Consider the following 16,399-nt stretch of genomic DNA (forward strand, 5'->3'; position numbering starts at 1 on the left):
CAGATCGTGCTCTATTTGTTCTAATTACATCTATTTATACTCATTAATTTATTTATTCATGGAACGTTCTTCTCTGCGTTATAGCTTGGCGTTGTGTGGCTTGGTGCCGTTGATGTTTTGGATGTCCCCGGACAAGGCGATCGCCCAAACAAATCCGGAAACAAACCAGTTGGCCCAAGCCCAACCCACTACTATTATCGGAATTCGCCTCGACACCCGGCCCAATCGTGTCAATATCATTCTCGAAACGGCGGCGGGGCAGCCCTTAACCTTGCCCGGTCAACCCTTTATTCAGCGGGGGACAGATCTGGTCGCAACTATCGAACCCGCCATCCTCGCTTTACCTGATGGTCAAACTTGGCAATTTACCGCACCAACCGCCGATATTGCCGCCATTACAGTCGAACAACAGGGAGGCGATCGCCTAGAAATTATTGTCCAGGGTCAAGGGGAATTACCCACAACCGCTGTCTCCCTCGAAACCATGGCTACCATTGCGACCAAGGACGATATGGCAGATTTGACGGAAATGCCCCTGGATCTAGATGCGATGCCCGTCGAAGAACTCGAAATTACGGTATTGGGCACGCGATCGCCGCGCCTGGTGAGTCGTACCCCCGGCTCGATCAGTGTTATTGATGCCGAAGAAATTGACGATAATCTCGTGCAAGATTTGCGGGATCTGGTGCGCTACGAACCCAACGTTTCTGTGGGAAATGACCGACGCTATGGCCTGCAAGATGTCAACATTCGCGGTCTAGGCGGCAATCGGGTGCTGATTCTCAATGACGGTATTCGCATCCCAACTCAATTTACCTTTGGCACTCCGGCCCTGGGACGAGATTATGTGGATCTCGATAGCTTGCAACGGGTCGAAATCATTCGCGGCCCGGCCTCTGCTCTCTATGGCAGCGATGCCCTCGGTGGGGTAGTTAGTTTCCAAACCATTGATCCCAGCGATCTCCTCGCTTTAACCGATAAAAATAACTTTACGCGCATCTCCACCGGCTTTGAAACCACCGACAAAAGCCTCAATTATGGCGCAGTGACCGCCTTCCGAGCCGATTCCCTCGAAGCATTAATTGGCTATACCGGACGCAGTGGATTTGAGGCCCGCCTCCCCGAAGGAAATGAATTTGTCGATGACCGCTATGGCGATCGCGATAATTTCCTTGGGAAGTTAAATTTCAAGCTCAGTGAAAATTCTACCCTGGCCTTCACTACAGAAATTTTCCGCAGCACCAATGAATTCCAAGTTGCCCCGATTACTGCGGCCCTGCTCCAAGGCCCCCGGGGGTTCCAAGGTCAAAACGAAACCCTCGAAGCAGATTCCTACCGCGAACGATACAGCCTTGCCTATCTCTACGACAACCCCGACGGAGAGGGTTTCATTGATAATGCCAAGGCGCAAGTTTATTACCAAAATGCTGGTGTTGATGAATTGCGCACCCAGGACTTTTTAAATTTTGCCGGGACAGAACGACGTTTTCGTAATCTCAGTAATACCTTTACCGACGAACTGTTTGGCGGTGAAGTACAGCTTCAAAGTAATTTCCGTTGGGGCAATATTGATAACCGTTTGACCTATGGCTTCGATTTATCAAAGACAAATAATGAGCGAACCAGAGATGGCCTAGAAACTCGCTTTGATAGCGCTGGCAATGTCACCCTCACGACCAATCAAGTGGGAGCCGATAATTTCCCGGTAAAAGATTTTCCAGATTCGGAAACGACTCGCTTTGGGGTCTATCTGCAAAATGAAATGGCCCTTTCGGATACCTTTACTCTCTTGCCTGGTCTGCGCTATGACACCTATCGCCTCGATACTACTATTGACGAGCTTTACCAACGCAACAGTCCCGATGCCGAAGCTGCTGACTTTAGTGATTCTGCCCTTTCCCCTAACCTAGGATTTGTTTGGCAAACTTCCCCAGAAATTGCCCTAGTTGGTCGTTACGCCCGGGGCTTCCGATCACCTTTGTATAGTGAAATCAATGCCGGTTTTACAAATTTAACCAGTCCTTTCTTCCGCTATAAAACCCTATCAAATCCGAATCTCAAACCGGAAACCAGCGACACCTTTGAATTAGGAATTCGTGGTGATTTTCCCCGGGGGAATTTTAGTGTGACGGGTTTCTATAGCTATTACGAAAATTTTATTGAAACCTTTGCCAATGCAGGTACAACACTCATCAACGGCAATTTGGTGAATTTGTTCCAATCCCAAAATGTCGGTGCTGCCCGCACCTACGGTGTCGAACTGGCCGGGGAATATCGCTTTAGCGAACAACCCCATGGGTTTAGTCTGATCGGTAGTTTGGGCCTCACAGTGGGGGATGACCTAGAAGATGATGAACCCCTCGAAAGCGTAGAACCCCTCAAGGCGGTATTGGGACTGCGGTATCGCGCGAAGGAAGATCGGTGGGGTACAGATCTCATTGCCACTTTGGTCGGTGAACCAAGACTCCGGGGCGATCGCCCGGCGGGTTCCTACAGTCCAGAGGGCTATGCCGTGGTGGATCTGTTGGGCTATTACAACATCAATCCCAATCTCAAGTTGAATGCAGGGATTTTTAATCTATTTAACAACCAATATTTCCTCTATTCCGACGTCCGGCCCCTCTTGAATTCGCCAGAACCCGTTGATATTGCCCGCTATGCCCAACCGGGAATTAGTCTGCGAGCTGGGTTGACGTGGCAATTCTAAGCTTGGTTTCACCCTAATTTTCCAGGGATCAATCGCTATGTTTTTGCTGTATCGCTCGCTCTTTGTTTCGTTGTTTTTACTCAATTTTGTTGTTTACCTATTGGAGACAATCCATGTCTGAAATGATTACTGCTCAATTTCGTCACGTCATGTTGATGGTTGAAGATGTGGCCGCTGCTATTGACTTTTTCCATCGGGGGTTAGGGCTACCGATCAAGGCCCAAAGTCCCACCTGGGGGGAAGTAGAAGCCAATGGCACCACCATTGCTTTTCACAGTGTTGCGGAACCACCAAAAACGGGCAGCACACCAATTCTTAGTTTTTGTGTAGAGGATGTGTACGGGGCGATCGCCCAACTCGAAGCCCTCGGTGGCAGCCTCGAAAGCCGTGTGCGGGAACCTTCCTTTGGCAAAGTGGCCGCAGTGCGGAGTCCCCAAGGGCAGTTAATTAGTCTCCTGCAACCGGTTGCTGTCTCTACCGTTTCAAAATAACTCCTTTCTTCCGCCGCCTCACACCCCACGTTTTTTTTAGTTCTCCTAATTGAATTACGATGCAAATGCCCTATTTTAAACGTTGCCTAAGCCTGTCCTTGTTGCTGTTAATGGTCGGTTGCAGCCAAAGTCCGTCGAATGTTGCGGATATCGCCCCAACTGCCCCGGAGATTAGCAATGCAGCAACCACCGAACCGGAAACGATCACCAAAATTGTCGCCCTCACTTCCCTGTCAGCGGATATTATTGCCCGTCTCGATGCAGAAAAATTAGTGGGAATTCCGGGAAGCCGTTTATTGGCAAACAACCCCACCTTTGCGGGACTGCCCACGGTCAGCGAAGGGCAAACGCCCCCCAGCCTCGAAAAAATTGTTGCCCTCAAACCAGATCTAGTCGTTGGCGCAACGGGGTTCCATGATCAAGTGCTGGCAAGATTAGAAGAGTTGGGCATCCAAACCCTCGCCACCGCTGTCCCCGATTGGCGATCGCTTGAAGCATTAACCCAAACCCTCGCCGAGAAAACCCAAACTGACCCGACGCCCCTACTCCAAAGCTACGCTCAATGCGTGCCCCAAGGTGCTTCTCCAGACGATCCGACTCTGGTTTTAGTCAGTAATCAGCCGATGCTTGCTCCTAATAAGGAGAGTTGGGCCGGAGATCTTTTGCAACGGTTTCAACTCAATAATCTCGTCGCTGATCTCCAGGGTGATAGTCCCCAACAGGGTTACGTCACCCTTTCCCCTGAAAAAGTCTTGGCCGCTAACCCTGAAATGTTAATCATGGTGGATGTGGGGGACGATTCGATCAATCAGCTCAAATCGGCTCCTTTTTGGCAGGATTTAGCCGCCGTGAAAAATGATCGCATCTATACTTTTGATTATTATGGCTTAGTAAATCCGGGGGGCCTTGAGGCAATTCAAAGCACCTGCGAAAAGCTCCAAAGCATCACCTAGGCACTGCCTCCGCCCGGCCTTGTTCGTCTTGTAAAAATTCCACGATTTTGGACAAATTTATCCCATGACTGCTTTAAACGTCACAGATCTCAACGCCCTTTCTTTCCCGGAGGCGATCGCCTTTACCCAAACTTGGCTAGAAGAAGTTGAAAATAAACAATTAGCAGATGCGGAAATTCTGGCGCAGATGCAGGCGTTGTTGAGTCACCGGGATGGGGTGCGGGGCTTTTTTGTGAGTTATTTAACGGGCAATAGCCCCCTCGCGGATCAACCGCCAGCGATTTTCCTGGATGGGTTTACCCAGACTGCTGAACACATCTACGAGATTTTGGTAAAAAATGTAGCGATGTCTACGGCCATGGCGATCGCCCACCGACGCAACGGTGATTTTAACCAGCAGCAGGGTTCGGAACGGGTCAAAAAACGCTCTTTGAATCTCCTCAAACAACTGGAACAGCGCAATGTCATTTTTAAAAATGAGCGATTACGTCTGCTGCAAACCCTCGAAGCTGGCTCAGGGGATTACCAAGATTTTTTACAACGTTGGCAGTATGACCCAGAGCAATGTGATGCGATTCGGCGATCGCTGCAACTCATTTAGGGGATTACAGTTAGCGAGGTCAGGTGAATTTTGATTAAAAACTTTTGTAGAACAGGACTGAGCTAAGTCAAAAGAGGCTCTAACCTCGCGAGTATTTCATTAAGAGTATCAAGGGGAAGTTGTTCCACAATTTTTGCTTTCCTGGCTCGACAGTCCACCGCCCGGATTTGATCGACCAGAATGACGCCTTGGGTTTTGAGATTAGGCGGAAGTTTCACCTCAAACACCCAGCCTTTTTCTTTACTCGTGATTGGACAGATTAGGGTCAGATTAGAAATACGATTATATTCCTCAGGGGAAATCACGATCGCCGGACGATAACCTGATTGTTCACTACCTGTGCGGGGATTCAGTTCGAGAAAAATAATATCTCCCCGCTTAGGAACCATGCCGTTAATTTTTACCAAGACTCTTCTCCTTGGGCTTCCCCCCAATCCACTTCAGAATGCTGTGCTTCAGGTTTTGCATCCTTGAGTAATTCCGCAAGGCTATATTTTGGTCGAGCAAGGCTCAAAATAATTTGGTTGTTTTCCATTGATATCGTCACTTGTTCCCCTTCCTGCCAACCGCATTGCTGGAGCATGGATTGAGGCAAGCGAATACCAAAAGAGTTGCCCCATTTCGTGATTTTTTGGGTGATCATGTGGGGGAATCTCCAAATACAGTGTTTATACATTGAGTATACAACACGATCATTATCAAAGTCGTTAGTGCTAAAGCTGACCTGTTTTCTATGGAGGCGATCGCCTAATATTTCTGATGATCTTTGACGAGTTGGCGATCGCCTTGGGAAATGGGAATACACATCGGCGTGTGGGTGATCGGGTCGGGGATAATTTCCGCTTGCAACCGAAACACATCCGCCACCATCGTTTGGGTCATCACCTCGCTGGGGTGGCCTTGGCTATAGAGTTTGCCGTTTTTAATCGTGACGAGGTGATCCGCATAGCGGCAGGCCAAATTTAACTCATGGAGCACCATCACAATGGTTTTACCCTCCGTGCAGTTGAGGTGAAACAGCAGATCTAAAACTTCAATTTGGTGGGCCAAATCTAAGAAAGTTGTCGGTTCATCCAGTAATAAAATGTCAGTGTTTTGCGCCAAGGCGATCGCAATCCAAGCCCGCTGCCGTTGACCACCCGACAGAGTATCCAGATCCCGGTCTGCAAATTCTTGCATTCCCGTAATTTGCAACGCTTTTTCGACGTAATATTCATCTTCCTTTGACCACTGCTGCCACCAAGTTTGGTGAGGATAGCGGCCCTGGGCAACGAGATCCCGCACCGTTAACCCTTCTGGGGCCGTGGGATTTTGGGGGAGAATGCCCAGTCGTTTGGCGATCGCCTGATTGGAATACTTTTGAATTGCCTTACCATCGAGGTAAATATTGCCCTGTTTTGGGGGGAGCAGTCGCGCTAAACCCCGCAAAAGCGTTGATTTTCCTGAGCCATTCGCCCCTACTAAAATCGTAATTTTTTCAGCAGGAATCGTCAGATTAAACTGCTCGACAATTGTCTTCTTGCCGTAATTTAAGGTGAGTTGCTTCGCGCTCAGTTGGCTCATGGTTTAACGTTGTTTGATCAATAAATAGAGAAAATAGGGGGCACCGAGGATCGCGGTAATAATGCCACAGGGCAATTCCAAGGGCGCAAAAACAACGCGACCAATCAGATCAGCCACCACCACCAAGCAGCCGCCCATCAACGCCGCAGTCGGCAATAATCCTTGGTGAACATTGCCAACCCACTGGCGCGCAATGTGGGGTGCAACTAAACCGACAAACCCAATGGCCCCCGCCGTGGCCACCGCTGCCCCGGCCAAGGCCGTACTGACCAAGATTAATAATCCCCGTCGCACCTCGATGGAAACCCCTAAACCTTGGGCGAGGTCATCACCGAGATGAAAGCCGTTTAATTCTTTACTCATGAGCCAAGCGACGCTACTGCCAATCACGATCCACGGCACGAGGGCGATCGCCTGTTCCCAACTGCGCCCATAGACACTACCCGCCAGCCACACCAACGCCTGGGAAACTTGATTGATGTTGCCGAAGGTGACGAGTAAATTGGTCAAGGCTGCCGCAATCAAATTAAAACCAATGCCCACTAAAATGAGGCGCAAGGGTGAACTGCCTCCCTGCCAAGCGATCCAATAGATTAAAAGCGTTACGGCCAAAGCACCCCCAAAGGCCGCTAAGGGTAATACCGCCACAGACACGCCCGGAAAGATCACAATTAAACTCACCGCCGCCAGGGCCGCACCGCTATTGATGCCGATAATGCCCGGTTCCGCTAAGGGATTGCGGGTCAAGCTCTGGATAATCGTTCCGGCGATCGCCAAACCCACTCCCACCAACCAAGCCACTAAAATTCGGGGCAAACGCAGGGTCAGCAGCACAAAGCTGGCGTCACTATCGCCGTTGAAACCCAGTAATGTCTGGAGAATTCCCAGGGGCGGGATAAAAAATTCCCCCACCCCCAAGCTGATGATCATCGCCGCGAGGGTACTTATGAATAAAAAGGCGATCGCCAACGGCACCCGTCGGTCTAACTGCAACGAAACGGGCAAAAAATGAGGCCGAAAAGTTAGGGGGGTTTTGCTCATCATTTCACCTTGGCGCGAATCAGGTAAATAAAGAACGGCGCACCAATGAGAGGCATCACCAAACCAACGGGCAATTCCTGGGGCTGAATGAGCAACCGCGCCAGAATATCCGCCCACAGCAGCAAAATTCCGCCCATTGCCGCTGCATAGGGCAAGATCCAGCGGTATTCCGTCCCCACCAAAAATCGGGTCATGTGCGGCACAATCAGTCCCACAAAGCCAATCGGCCCGGCGATCGCCACACTCCCCCCAGCCAACAGCAGCACACAAACCGCCGCCAAGATCTTAATCACGAGGGTATTTTGTCCCAATCCCTGGGCCATATCCTGCCCCAAACTGAGCAGGGTGATTTGTTTACCGAGGCTCAAAGAAAGCAATAAACCCACCACTAAATAGGGCAAAACCTGGAGAAGCAAATCAAGATCTCGACCTGCCACCGAACCCGCTAACCAGAAACGAATTTGATCTAGAGTTTGTTGACTGACGATTAAAATGCCGCTGGTCATGGACGCGAGAAAAGCGGTAAAAGAAGCTCCCACCAAGGTCAAATTGAGCGGCGAAGCCCGACCCAGGGACGCAAAGCCATAGACTAAAACCGCCGTTAAACCGGCCCCAAAGAGCGCAAACCCGGCATAGAGATTAAGAGAATTGCCGCCACCAATTAATGTCGCTAACACCACCGCAAAGGCCGCCCCCGCATTTACCCCCAAAATCGCCGGAGAAGCTAAAGGATTTCCGGTAATCCCCTGCATCAGGCTCCCCGCAACGGCCAAAGCTGAACCGACCACCAAGGCAATGAGCGATCGCGGTAAACGGACTGTCCGAATTACGAGCTGTTCCGTAGACCCATCAAATTGAAAAATTGACCCATAAATTTCTGCCACAGAAATATCAGCCGCCCCAAAATTCAGACTAGCTAAAAAACTCACCAGAAGTAAGGCAAAGCTGATCAATAAACCTCCCATGAGACGCATTGATCGGGGTAAAAATAAAGCGGAAAAAAAATTGGTTTGGGTCACAACAATCGAAAAATCAACCGAAACGGCATAGGACAAGCCTTAGAAAAAATCAGAAATAAGAATATTATTCAACTAATTCCCCTTCATCCCAGGTGCCTTCAATGCGCGTGCCATCGCTGAAGATGTAAACACCGGCCCCCTGGTAAAGATCATTTTGAAAATTGCCTTCGTAGCGATCGCCGTCGGCATATTCACAGACCCCTTGGCCGTTGAGCAGATTATCGGCAAACTCCCCTTCGCAGCGATCGCCATTTTGGTAAGTAAAAGTGCCTTGGCCCACAAAGTTACCACCCACAAATTCGCCAGCATATTCATTGCCATTGGCGAGGGTATAAACCCCTTGGCCGGTAATTGCGCCGAGGGCCACTGCTCCGGTGTACTGGCTGCCATCACTAAAGGTAAATGTTCCTTCCCCATCTGGGAGATCGTTTTTTAGCTCGCCTTCATAGCGATCGCCATTGCTATATTCACAGGAACCCGGCCCCGTGAGATTTCCCTCTACAACTGTACCCGTACAGCGATCGCCATTTTGGTAAGTGAAAGTCCCCTCGCCGCTGGGTACCCCGGCAACAAATTCGCCAGTGTAGCTGCCGCCATCGGTAGTGGTAAAAGTGCCTTGGCCATGGGGTTGTCCTGCTGCAAACTCGCCTTCGTAGCGATCGCCGTTGCCATATTCCCGGATACCTTCACCTTGGATCTGTCCACCTTGGAATTCCCCTTCATAGCGGCCATCCGTCGCAAAAGTATAGATCCCTTCCCCTTCTTTTTGCCCCGCGATAAATTCGCCTTCATAGCGATCGCCATTGCCATATTCACAAGTGACCTGGCCCTGGAGTTGACCTTCCACTAGTTCCCCCTCGCATTGGCCACCATTCGGTAAAGAGATAGTCACCGCATTGGCGATCGCCCCTGTAGAGAGAGTGCCTAAAGCCGCTAAACCCAAAGAAAAAAATGTTTTGTAAATGACCATAATCTAATTGCAATCTTCAAATATTTAAATAAAGTAATGACTCAAAACATACGAACCAATCAGACCTAACCACCCGTTTCCGGTGTGGATGCTGCCTGTTGCTGTTGTTGCTGTTGACGCTGCCGTTCTAGTTCGGCTTGGCGTTGACGTTCAGCTTCCGCCTGTCTCTGACGCTCAAGCTCAGCCTGGCGTTGTCTTTCCTGTTCAGCTTGTCTCTGACGCTCCAATTCTGCCTGACGTTGGCGCTCAGCTTCCGCCTGTCTCTGCCTTTCCGCTTCTGCTTGTTGCTGTCGTTCGGCCTCGGCCTGTCTTTGTTGCTCGGCTTCCGCCTGGCGTTGTTGTTCTTGGGCTGCTTGATTCTGTTCTTGACGTTGTTGTTCAGCTTCGGCCTGTTGTTCCTGAGCGGCTTGCTGTTCTTGGGCTTGATTTTTCTGTTGTTCTTGTTGTTGGCGCGCTAATTCCGCCTGGCGTTGACGTTCGGCCTCGGCTTGTCGCTGCCGTTCCAGTTCAGCTTGGCGTTGCTCCTCTGCTTCCGTTTGGCGCTGTTTAGCCTCCCGTTCAAAGTCAGTGCCCGGTTGCGCAAAGTTAATCGCTAAACGTACCCGCCGCTGTTCACCACTGGGACAACGAATGCCCCGGGCAGCGGAGAGGGCCGCCTGATCAAGGGCTGAGTAATTACTAGAGCGCAGGATTCTTGCTTGGGCCACACTGCCATTTGTACTTGTAATCACCTCAACCACAGGTCTTGCCTCAATTCCCCTAGAGGCAAGGGAAGCAGGAAACTGCGGTTGGCTGGGGGCAGAACAACCGGCTCCAGATGCGACAGGGGCCGCAGGGGGATTATTGCTTGGGCGAGTTGGAGCAGACCGTTGAGCTGCTGTTTGATTGCCGGGCCTACCGCTACTGTTTGTGTTGGGATTACCTTGGCGATTTTCGTTCTGCAGGCTGCCACGGAGACCTGCATTATTGGCTGCACTAAGGGGGGCGGAGGAAACACCAGGACTTGTTGGCTTAGAACGGTTCGCTCCGGTTGCCGTGCTCCCAGGCTTTGTGGTGGCATTGCGCTCGGCTCCTGATGCGGCGGCCTGTAGTTGACCCCGCAATGGGTTTGAATTTTCAGGCGATAGGGGAGCAGGGGCATCCTCGGACACCGGAGGTTCCGGTTCGGACGCAGATTCCTGGGATTCTGGCTCAGAGGTCGTTTCCTGAACCCCAGGTTCAGGCGGTGCTTCCTGGGGGCGAACTGTAGGAGCCGCAGCCGTTACCGTTGGCTGGGGGATTGGCACAGGGCTATTGGTCACTGCACTTGGAGCAGGCACACTCGGAGTTGCCGCAGATGTTGGCAGAGTGTCCAGGGGTTCTGGAGGTGTTTCTTCCGTGACTTCCGGCTCTTCAACAGGCGGCGTTTCAGTGACGATAAATTCTAAGGGCGGTTGTTCCGTAGAGACCGTTTCTACCGGGGGTAACCAGCGCAACCCTAACAAAGCCCCTGCGTGGAGGACAACAGAGCCTGTCAACCCGCAGGCCAACCATTTTTTCAGGACTTCTTGTTCATTTTGCCGCTCTTGCTGACAAAGGTCAGACATACTCATGGGGCTTTCCTTACCATCAGTTGCAAAGTTACTGTAAAGCAATCTACAGCTTATCAGTAATAAGAATCTATTTCAATAAAAAGGATTTCATTTTAAGCGGTTTACTGGCTTTTGGGTAAATAGAGAATATTGTTTCAATTCCCAAAGAGGTTCGAGCTAACAGATTTTCCAGTCTTTTTCTAAGCGTCAACGACCTGACAGGTCACCATTTGAACGGTTTTCCAACTACTTTAAATTTTTTTCAATAAAATAAGCTTATTTTGTTTTGGTATCTTTCTAAAGCGTAAGGTGTAAGCAAAGTCATTAAAAATCAAGAGGCGATCGCCTTAGTCAGATCTTGCAAAAGTAGCTCCATACCACAATCGTCATCGTTCTTTGCTCCCGGTCAGCGGCAGGGCTAAGACAAGCGAGAATATCTTGTTCTGTTAGATGGGGGAAATCGTGAAGGATTTCTTTTTGAGTCATGCCAGATGCCAAAGACAGTGATACTCATGCTCCGGACACGGGCTTTACTACTGTGTTTACCTAGCTCTAGGGGATGATGTCCTGGTCGTTCGTTTCTCTTGGGAATAGCACTATGCTGTTGTTGATGAAGATTCTTTCCGTCGATAAAAGCGTATCTGTAAACCATCTTTCGGCAATGGCGTCGGAATCACTTGCATCGATAGGTCTTGGTCAGGTAATAACTCCCAGTCATAATCACGGGCAAGCATCGATGCCAAAATTTTTGCTTCTAGACGGGCAAACTCTTTGCCAATACATTCCCGCATACCGCCGCCGAAGGGAATAAAGCCAAACTTTTTCTGTTTATCTGCCAGACGTTCCGGTGAAAAACGCTCCGGGTCAAATTTTTCGTGATCAGGATACAGGGCTTCATCCTTATGAGTTTGGGCAATTTGATACTGAACCGCCCAACCTTGAGGAATTTGGAAATTTTTGTACTCGAAGGTGTTGATTACTTCCCGGAAACCACCGCCCACTGGGGGGACAAGTCGTAAAACCTCTTTGAAAACTTGATCCAGGTAAGTCATCTGTTGAAGCGTCGCCATATCTAACCCATTGCCAATGTCCAACGCGTCTTGTTCCGTACGGATTTTTTCAAAAACGTCGCGATGCTGTCCGACCAATAATCCAAAAGACACCAGAGACGAAGTAAGGGTTTCGTGACCAGCAAACAATAGCAGCAGAATTTGATCCTTCAGTTCATCGATGGAAAGGGCATTACCATCTTCATCCTTCGCCCGAATCAGTAGGTCAAGGGCATCGGTGGGTTCTGCATTGGCATCGTAGGTTTTCAGGCGATCGCCAATAATCATTTCTAGCTCGCGCAGCAGTTTTCGCCGACACTTCATCGCCTTACCGAAGGCCGTCCAGGGAAGATTAATCGGTAGGGAAAATAATCCTTTAACCCATTCCTCAAATAGATTCGCTAAGGGCGTTTCCGCACCGCCATCTTTGCCGATAAATAGGGTACTGGCGACGTCAAATGTGTATTTGCGGAGTTCGTCGTACCAAGCAAATTCCTGTTTTTGCTCCCATTCCGTGAGATAACGCTGGGTAATTTTTTCGATGGTGGGAATATAACTTTCTAGGGCGCGGGGCTGAAATGCTTGAAAGATAATGCGCCGCCGGGAACTATGAATACCACCTTCCTGGGTAGCGAGGGAATCGGCACCGAGGAGAATCCGGGTACTTTTTGGCCAGGTTGCCTTGACATATTTATTTTCGTTGCGGAACAACACCTCATTGGCCTCTGCCCCAACCATTACCACCGTGGGTTTGGTAAAAATATTTGTTTTGAAAACGTCACCATACTTCTCTAATCGCTTTTTTTGAAAATTACGGTCTGTGAAAAATTCAATGGTTTCGCCAATTACAGGCAAACCGAATTTTCCGGGAGGTAAGGGCAGTTTACTGGGGGAAGTCATGGGCGATCGCCAAAGAGTCGTATATTTATCAAGCCATTAGGTAAGGTAACAAATTGCCCTATGGTTGTAAATTTTCAGATAAGACAGCAAATCTGCCGCCCTCATTGGCCTCATTGGTTTTATAAACCGTATCCTAACCAGCACCTTCAAATAAATTCATTTCCAATGGCAACACCCTCACAAGATACAGCGTTGAGAAAACTGTCCTTCTATCGGGTGCAATCAAGCAGTGAAGCATGAATATAACCTGCCTGAGGGCCGCCGAGAGTAAAGGTAACAAAATACCAATCCGTTACATTATTGACATTTTCACCCATCACCTTCTCCTCAACCCTTACCTTCGCATCTCGCGTGAGTTCTTGGACAATCGTAGAATCGGTAGACGGTTCTACTCGAACGCGGCCTAGACCTCCATCTGCGGAAACATTAATTGCACACCAGGTTGGCAGATTAGCGGGTAGGAGAGATTGGATCGTTGACGGTACAACCGCGTCAGTGTCGATGAAGACGGAATAATCGACCAAAATAGGTAGACCCTGGCCATAGGCCAAATAGCCCTCTAGGCTTTTCGCTAAATCATAGAGACGTTGGTGTTCTGTCACGCGAACACAGCCATGGCCATTGAGATCAATGAAGCCGTTATGTTGCAGAGGGCCTTCTCCCCAGATAGGGGCATGGAGCGCAAAGCCACGATGGATCTGCATAAAGTTCTGGATTCCCAAGGATGTCCTTTTTTGTAGACCATGGATGTTAAAGTGAGCCCCCATCACATCACCAAATTGCTGTTTGGTTTGCCTTGCAAGCTGTACTGTTTCTGGTGCCCAGGAAATGAGTCCCAGTTCAAAAACCACCTCGCTGCCCCCATAATCTCTGGTCACTTTGCCATGCATTCGACCAGCGGCATCTTTATAAAATTTGATGTAGTAAATATCTTCTGCTTTTGCACCCATTTTTTGCAGACGGGTTTGCCAATCAGCTTGACCCCTAATAATTTCCTTAGAAGACGTTTCGGTTGTTTCTGAGAGCTTTAAATTTGGGGACGCGTTTTCCTGGGGCAATCTATGATGACAACTCGCTAAAACGTATAGACAGCCGCATAGAAAAATCAATCTAGACAACCGATGGTTTGTGGCACTCATAACTCTATTTTAAATGCCATCTATGGGATCTAAAATATCGCTTTGGACTTCGGGATTCGCTTTAGGATAATTGTGTCGTTGAAATGACCCAGCCATAGGCAACAACGACAACTAGGAGCAATCCGTAAACGAATTCCTTTTGATCACGAAACCACCCTTGCAGCATATTTTTAAAACTACGTAGGCTGCGGCGTCGCTCATCGCCTAACTCTCGCATTAGTCTGGCTACCTCTGCATCAACTTCCTGTAGCGAAATTTCTCCCTGTTGATACCGTGCTTCCAGGGCATCTAGCTTGCGCCAGTATTCTTGGGTGGCATTGAGGAGGTTAGGAAACATGAGTCGGTAAACCAGTAGCTGTCAGTAAAGGCGATCGCCGTAAATATTGAGTCAGTTGCAATTCTCGTAGCGAGGATCGTGATTCTCGATTTTTAGGGGGTATTGATATTTTCGCCTTGGCCACATTGTAACGCAATGTTAATTTTACTGCGTTAAGGCTTGACAATCTGGCAGACATACAAACTTTTTAAGCGTAGATAACATCGTTGCTCCATCCAACGATTGGATCCCTTAAACCCTTGAGCTTATCTACATTCTGTAGATTTCAGTAGAATAGGATTAGCATCAGGGGTTAAGTTACAGGCCAAAATAATTTATTCAAAAAAACTTTTGGTCTACAAAAATACAAAACTTCTTTGGGTTGATAGGCGGCCTGATGAAATCACAACCGATTCCCAATCCCCTCTACCCCGTAGTAGTCAGCGCTGGTGTTGTTTTGGCTGGGGCGATCGCCTTAGAGGCCATTTATAAAGTAAATCTTTAGGATGTTAGCCGACGTAACATCAGACGACTCATGGAAGCATAAATCCCTGCCTCCGACACTTCTGATAATTGCTCATAGTCTTTACTAAGGCGACGATAATAATTCAACCAACCAAATGTACGTTCAACAATCCAACGCTTCGGGAGTACCATGAATTCTTTACTGTTTCTGCTAATCACTTCCACCTTTGCTTGCACCATTAACCAAAGACTTAAGGCAAAGCGTCCTCCTCGATATCCAGCATCTACCCACATCAACCGCAATCGCTTCAACATCTGCTGTTGCTGCTCCCTTAGCTCCATCACTGCAGCAAGGGCAAAGGTTCGTTCTGAGCTATTTCCCTCGGAGACCATCACTTTGTAAAGTAACCCTAAACTATCGACTAGCAAGTTTCTCCGTCTTCCTTTGACCTGTTTCCCGCCATCGAAGCCATAGACATCGCCCTTTTTTCTGTTGTCTTGACCGATTGGCTATCGGCAATCAGGACGCTAGGTTCTGGGGTTTTCCCCACTGCTTGACGGCAGCGAGTCCGCAAAGCATGGTTGATGTTTTCCCAAACTCCCTGCCTCTGCCATTTGCGATAGTAGTAGTACACCGTGGAGGAGGGAGGAAAGTCCTTGGGCAGATAGGCCCATTGACAACCGGTTTTGAGGAGATAGAAAATCCCATTGCAGACCTGTCGCATATCAGTAGTACGTGGATGACCGCCGGACTTTGGAGCAGGAATCAAGGGTTCTAGTAAAGCCCATTCTGCATCGGTCAGGTCACTGGGGTAAGAAGCTTGAGACATTGGTGCTATTCTCCTGTGTCGTTACGCTTATGCTTGACCTTAACGACTTCACGGGCAACAATCCTGTTCTCTTTATCTTTACTTTATAAACACCCTCTTAATGTTTTTGCCCGCCCTGATTCAGCTTGATGGGATGGATGGGGGCTTTGCCATTACTTTCGGCGCTCTGTTTCTCGCCATCTCTGCTCTAGTCACGCTCTTGATATTTTGGCGCAATGCGGTGCTTCTGGATCGGGTAATTGCCGGGACAAATCTCCTGGCCCACTGGACCTACGAACCGCAAGAATGGGCCCAGTACCTTGATAGGGAACGTCAAGAACAAATTGACGAAAAATTGCCCTTAGTCTTCATCGTCGCGTGTTGGGCATTGCTTATCGGCGGCGGCTTTTGGCTGTTTGATCCGGAGGCAGGTTTTATTGTGTTTCTCGTCATGGTGGGGCTGATTATCTTGGTAAGTTTGCTGGCCTATGGTTTGCCTTGGTTGCGGTTTAAACGCGATCGCCATCGCCTGGGCGAGGTGTGGATCGCCAGTAGTGCCATTTATTTTCGCGGTAACTTTGTCCATTGGGGAGAGTTGGACTTGCAATTGGAACAGGTGAGCCTCCGTCCGGCGAGCGAAAACCAGGCCCCTTGTCTTTGTTTTGAACTGAGCTATCCTTCCCAGGCGGGGATGCAATATTACAACCTGCGAATTCCCATTCCCCGGCGTTATCGGGGTGCAGCCTACGATTTATTCGAACATTTTAGTCAAACTACGATTCAAGACTCTCCCCCAGGGTAAGCT

Annotated in this window: 16 protein-coding genes and 1 pseudogene; 5 read left to right on the top strand and 12 right to left on the bottom strand. The window is 49.2% G+C overall.

Going from position 1 to position 16,399, the window contains the following annotated elements; genetic code table 11:
* Positions 1-58: 58 nt before the first annotated feature.
* From AWQ23_RS15055 to AWQ23_RS15070, 4 genes are all read left to right on the top strand, one after another.
* Positions 59-2,707, top strand: coding sequence for a TonB-dependent hemoglobin/transferrin/lactoferrin family receptor (locus AWQ23_RS15055; protein WP_232309019.1), 2,649 nt, complete (start codon positions 59-61; stop codon positions 2,705-2,707).
* A gap of 113 nt (positions 2,708-2,820) precedes the next feature.
* The gene (locus AWQ23_RS15060) at positions 2,821-3,198 is read left to right on the top strand and encodes a VOC family protein (protein ID WP_083500762.1); all 378 of its coding nucleotides are present in this window, start codon (positions 2,821-2,823) and stop codon (positions 3,196-3,198) included.
* A 59-nt stretch (positions 3,199-3,257) separates the two neighbouring features.
* Complete coding sequence (locus AWQ23_RS15065; protein WP_062436973.1) at positions 3,258-4,151, top strand: ABC transporter substrate-binding protein; 894 nt, start codon at positions 3,258-3,260, stop codon at positions 4,149-4,151.
* Positions 4,152-4,215: 64 nt separating this feature from the next.
* The gene (locus AWQ23_RS15070; protein ID WP_062436975.1) at positions 4,216-4,752 is read left to right on the top strand and encodes a hypothetical protein; all 537 of its coding nucleotides are present in this window, start codon (positions 4,216-4,218) and stop codon (positions 4,750-4,752) included.
* Between the two features lie 62 nt (positions 4,753-4,814).
* On the opposite strand, the gene AWQ23_RS15075 is transcribed toward AWQ23_RS15070, so the two are convergent.
* The 12 genes and pseudogenes from AWQ23_RS15075 to AWQ23_RS15910 all read right to left on the bottom strand — a co-directional run bounded on the left by AWQ23_RS15075 (position 4,815) and on the right by AWQ23_RS15910 (position 15,615).
* Entirely contained in the window at positions 4,815-5,141 is a 327-nt protein-coding gene (locus AWQ23_RS15075) for a type II toxin-antitoxin system PemK/MazF family toxin (protein WP_157072259.1), read from the bottom strand.
* Positions 5,142-5,152: 11 nt separating this feature from the next.
* Positions 5,153-5,395 carry an AbrB/MazE/SpoVT family DNA-binding domain-containing protein gene (locus AWQ23_RS15080; RefSeq protein WP_030008115.1) on the bottom strand — a complete coding sequence of 81 codons (243 nt, stop codon included), beginning with the start codon at positions 5,393-5,395 and terminating at the stop codon, positions 5,153-5,155.
* A gap of 104 nt (positions 5,396-5,499) precedes the next feature.
* Positions 5,500-6,315, bottom strand: coding sequence for an ABC transporter ATP-binding protein (locus AWQ23_RS15085; protein ID WP_062436979.1), 816 nt, complete (start codon positions 6,313-6,315; stop codon positions 5,500-5,502).
* 3 nt (positions 6,316-6,318) lie between these two features.
* The gene (locus tag AWQ23_RS15090; RefSeq protein WP_062436981.1) at positions 6,319-7,356 is read right to left on the bottom strand and encodes an iron ABC transporter permease; all 1,038 of its coding nucleotides are present in this window, start codon (positions 7,354-7,356) and stop codon (positions 6,319-6,321) included.
* Positions 7,356-8,321: an iron ABC transporter permease gene (locus AWQ23_RS15095; RefSeq protein ID WP_062437163.1), complete on the bottom strand. Its 966-nt coding sequence runs from the start codon at positions 8,319-8,321 to the stop codon at positions 7,356-7,358. The genes AWQ23_RS15090 and AWQ23_RS15095 overlap by 1 nt, the downstream gene beginning before the upstream one ends.
* Positions 8,322-8,439: 118 nt before the next feature.
* Positions 8,440-9,345 (bottom strand): MORN repeat-containing protein, encoded by a 906-nt coding sequence (locus AWQ23_RS15100; protein ID WP_062436983.1) that lies wholly within the window; start codon positions 9,343-9,345, stop codon positions 8,440-8,442.
* 65 nt (positions 9,346-9,410) lie between these two features.
* Positions 9,411-10,937 carry an energy transducer TonB gene (locus AWQ23_RS15105; RefSeq protein WP_232309020.1) on the bottom strand — a complete coding sequence of 509 codons (1,527 nt, stop codon included), beginning with the start codon at positions 10,935-10,937 and terminating at the stop codon, positions 9,411-9,413.
* 330 nt (positions 10,938-11,267) lie between these two features.
* Positions 11,268-11,513: pseudogene (locus AWQ23_RS16390) on the bottom strand (DUF433 domain-containing protein).
* A complete protein-coding gene (locus AWQ23_RS15110; RefSeq protein WP_062436987.1) occupies positions 11,513-12,865 on the bottom strand; it encodes a cytochrome P450 in 1,353 nt (450 codons plus the stop codon). The pseudogene AWQ23_RS16390 and the gene AWQ23_RS15110 overlap by 1 nt, the downstream one beginning before the upstream one ends.
* Before the next feature lie 209 nt (positions 12,866-13,074).
* Positions 13,075-13,815 carry an SH3 domain-containing protein gene (locus tag AWQ23_RS15115; protein ID WP_083500769.1) on the bottom strand — a complete coding sequence of 247 codons (741 nt, stop codon included), beginning with the start codon at positions 13,813-13,815 and terminating at the stop codon, positions 13,075-13,077.
* Between the two features lie 250 nt (positions 13,816-14,065).
* Positions 14,066-14,341, bottom strand: a complete 276-nt coding sequence (locus AWQ23_RS15120) for a hypothetical protein (RefSeq protein ID WP_030008123.1) — start codon at positions 14,339-14,341, stop codon at positions 14,066-14,068.
* A 480-nt stretch (positions 14,342-14,821) separates the two neighbouring features.
* A protein-coding gene (locus AWQ23_RS15910; RefSeq protein WP_157072193.1) for an IS5 family transposase occupies positions 14,822-15,615 on the bottom strand; the annotation gives its coding sequence in 2 pieces (ribosomal slippage) (positions 14,822-15,279 and positions 15,279-15,615; 795 coding nt in all).
* Positions 15,616-15,715: 100 nt separating this feature from the next.
* Between AWQ23_RS15910 and AWQ23_RS15135 the strand changes: the two genes are divergently transcribed.
* Positions 15,716-16,396: a hypothetical protein gene (locus tag AWQ23_RS15135; RefSeq protein ID WP_062436991.1), complete on the top strand. Its 681-nt coding sequence runs from the start codon at positions 15,716-15,718 to the stop codon at positions 16,394-16,396.
* The last annotated feature ends 3 nt before the right edge of the window (positions 16,397-16,399 follow it).

Origin of the sequence: Picosynechococcus sp. PCC 73109 (genome assembly GCF_001521855.1) — a bacterium.
GTDB lineage: Bacteria > Cyanobacteriota > Cyanobacteriia > Cyanobacteriales > MRBY01 > MRBY01.